Raw genomic sequence first — 230 nt, forward strand, 5'->3', positions numbered from 1 at the left:
CTTGGCTGTCATACCTGGCATCGAGCTGAAAACCTTGTATATGGTCTCCACTTATTCTGGCGCAGCGTGCGGACAAAGGCGATTATGTTCTTCGTCTCCGTCTTCGAAAGCTCCCGACCGTCAAGTTCCAGACTGAATTGTGTCAATAATTCTTCATCCGACAGGTCGATTTTATCGACAAACTCCTTCTCGGTGCGGTGCGGGTCGGGGTTTTTGGATTGGCCGCGGGT

At 51.3% G+C, this 230-nt stretch carries 1 pseudogene; it reads right to left on the reverse strand.

From position 1 onward, the window contains the following. Positions 1-8: 8 nt before the first annotated feature. Positions 9-230: pseudogene (locus tag KVT34_RS31485) on the reverse strand (hypothetical protein); the annotation flags it as partial.

This window comes from Paenibacillus sp. GbtcB18, from assembly GCF_019091125.1.
GTDB classification, from domain to species: Bacteria; Bacillota; Bacilli; order Paenibacillales; family NBRC-103111; genus Paenibacillus_F; species Paenibacillus_F chitinolyticus.